Source organism: Christiangramia qingdaonensis (genome assembly GCF_048381525.1).
In the GTDB taxonomy this organism is placed as follows: Bacteria; Bacteroidota; Bacteroidia; order Flavobacteriales; family Flavobacteriaceae; genus Christiangramia.
In genome coordinates this window covers 5,076-8,274 of record NZ_JBLWIM010000019.1, presented here as the reverse complement: position 1 = coordinate 8,274, position 3,199 = coordinate 5,076, and the positions used below count along the sequence as shown (strand labels likewise).

Sequence of the window (3,199 nt, the reverse complement as noted above, 5' to 3'; positions counted from 1 at the left end):
GGTGTTCCTGAATAATTCAAACTTACACTACCGGCTGTTTCTCCAACACTAAGACAGATCGCTTCATCATCTATGGTAGCAACGCTTATGCCTGCCTCCAGCTCGCATTCAGCAAAAAGTCCAGAATTATTGGTAACTCTAAATACTAGAGTATAAGAACCGGATTGATCTCCAGGATTAACATCTACTGTTGGTCCATCTGTAGGACCATCGAAAGAAGCATTGGAGGTATTGGTACCAGTCTTAAAACTCCAGGAGTAGCTCGCACCTTCCAGATTCGTAGCATTACTATCATAAGTAGTAGTTCCGCTGATATCATCCAAACAAAAATTTTGTTGGCCTTTAAGGTCGCAGAATGGAATAAGTCTTACTCCATCAGCCATTAATTGGTTATCCTGACTACCCAAGGTAGGAGCCTTTCCGTCTACAAATTCTGTTAGAAATGATGTGAATTTCACGTGATATGGAGCTCCAGATACATCAGATGCTCCACGCCCGGGGCCATATCCTACAATACCATCTGCAGGAACTGCATACCCAATATCCTTAGAATAAACTCCGGTAGGGCTAAAACCTGCGGCAATTTGGGCTCCAAATTCAATTACTATAGAAGAGGATGCTGATACCCATGAAATATCATAAAACATGTACTCACCATCGAAACCTGCAAAAGTTACTCTGCTATTTGCCTCCCCTGCAGTACCGGTAAATGGCATGTCTCCTTTGATCTTAACAGTTCTATCTCCATAAACACTTTCATATGCTTCAATAACTGCAGCTCTGGTTGAACTGTCTAATCCTCCATCCACGTTAGGATTTGGAATTTCATCCTGAACTACAGGTAAATATTGTTCGTTACCACTATCATCTGCGGCAACGCAAGCAGCTTCAGCGGTGGTGGTAATATTTGGACCACAAGCTATATCATCGTATTCACTATATGTATAAACGGGATGTAAAGTATTACTGCCTGGATCTGGGAGTGAAATAAATCCAGGTGGTAAAATTGTTTGAGCTACGCTCATTGATTGCTCCCAGGAAGTTATAAAATCATAGGCATGCTTTCCTCCTTTTAAAGTTTGAATACGAATTCTTAGCGTGTGTTCATTGGCTACAGCCGAAGGTAAATTCTCAAAAATAATCCTTTGTAGGGTAGACATACCTTCTGAATAAGCAGAATTATTTGCCTGTAAATTACTGTTGATAAATATTAGATCATCTGTTAAATTAGATGATACATAATCCAAATTTTTTAGTTGCCTGATTTCATCCTTATAAGTTTGAGAAAATCCAGTACTACCCGCTAGGAATAAACCGAATAAAATAAAAGTATTAAGGAGGCAATGAATTTTGTAAAATCTTAAATTCTTTTTCTGCTGGCCAAATAACCTTCTAGTAATTTTTTCCATAATGATTGATTTAATGGTTAGAACCATAACAAGCATTGAAAAGTAAAAGTAGACCGGGCAGTCATAAATGAGAAAATAGAGTATCACCTGTATAGAACAGTTTGTAGTGCATACTTGCACTGGTATATCGAGGGGTGTAGAAAAGATTTTCAGAACTAAAGGAGACTCCCAACAGGAGATAAAGAACTGAATTTTAATAACTTAAATTTAGTGAATATTACCGATGGATATGCTAATTTTTTTAAGATCTGTTCAAAATTGGGGGAAACCCCCCAGTCAAAGATGACCGCAAATCGCAAATAAAAAAAGCGATTTTAAGACCTTATATTTCAGGAATTCTCAATTAAAAACTTTCAAATTATCATATCCTCAAAAGTTGTAGTTTAGATTTCCATCAGGCTATTCCTTTAATCAGTTTTAACTAACTTTAAGAGATTTATATAGAAAATGAAGATATGGGAATAAAGGAACAGGGCTTGTACTCTCCTCTAAATGAGCGTGATAACTGCGGAGCAGGATTTATATGTAATTTAAATGGAGAAAGAACCAATAACATCATACATAAAGCCATCGATATTCTAATCAGGCTGGAACATCGTGGCGCAGTCAGTGCCGATGGAAAAACTGGAGATGGTGCAGGAATTCTAATAGAAGTTCCACATGACTATTTTAAAAAAGTGTGTGAATTCGAAATTCCGGATTTTAGAGACTATGCAGTGGGAATGTTATTTCTTCCGAAGAATAAGAATCAGGCTGATCTTTGTCGTACTATATTTGAAAAGCATGCAGCTAATCAGGATCTGGAAATTCTAGGCTGGCGTAAAGTTCCTGTAAATCACACATGTCTTGGGAAAATGGCTTCTAATGTAGAACCAGCTGTTGAACAGGTTTTTATAGGTAAGAAATCTGAGATGGATGAGCAGTCTTTTAATAAGAGATTGTACTCAGCTAGAAAAATTGCAGAACATGAAGTAGAACATTCCGGTCTGGCACAAAGTGACTATTTCTATTTTTCAAGTTTATCTACCAATACTATAATATACAAAGGGCTACTCATGCCCCAGGATATTAATATCTATTACAAGGATCTTAATGATCCTGATGTGATCACCAAACTTGCACTGGTACATCAGCGCTTTTCTACCAATACCTTCCCTACTTGGGACCTGGCACAACCTTTTCGTTATATGTGTCACAATGGTGAAATAAATACGCTGCGCGGTAATTTAAGCCGAATGAAGGCACGCGAAGAGCTTTTCGAAAGTGAAGATTTTGGCGATGATATTAAGAAGATCATTCCGGTAATTCTGGAAGGTAAATCAGACTCAGCTTCCATGGATATGGCGCTAGAGTTGTTATTGCAAACAGGTAGATCCTTGCCGGAAGCTATCATGATGATGGTACCTGAAGCCTGGGAGAAAAATCCATCGATGGAAAATAGTAAAAAAGCTTTCTATGAATACAACGCCTGTATCATGGAACCATGGGATGGCCCGGCATCTATTCCATTTACCGATGGCAACTATATTGGTGCTTTACTCGATAGAAATGGGTTGAGACCTTCAAGATATACGGTTACTAAAGACGGCTACGTGGTAATGTCTTCTGAAACTGGTGTTCTGGACATCAAGCCGGAAAATGTTCTTAAACACGGTAGACTCGAACCAGGAAGAATGTTTCTGGTTGACATGATCGAGGGTAGAATTATTGAAGATGAAGAAGTCAAGGAGAAAATTGTCTCCAGACGCCCCTACCAGAAATGGCTGGATGATAATCTTTTGCATTTATCC

General features: G+C 38.4%; 1 protein-coding gene and 1 pseudogene. One reads left to right on the top strand and one right to left on the bottom strand.

What is annotated here, in order from left to right; translation table 11 throughout:
• Nucleotides 1-1,409, bottom strand: a 1,409-nt coding sequence (locus tag ACNI3T_RS15040) for a hypothetical protein (RefSeq protein WP_418228523.1), incomplete at its 3' end; no start/stop codon positions are given.
• 455 nt (nt 1,410-1,864) lie between these two features.
• Here ACNI3T_RS15040 and ACNI3T_RS15035 point away from each other — a divergent pair.
• A pseudogene (locus ACNI3T_RS15035) lies at nt 1,865-3,199 on the top strand (glutamate synthase subunit alpha); the annotation flags it as partial.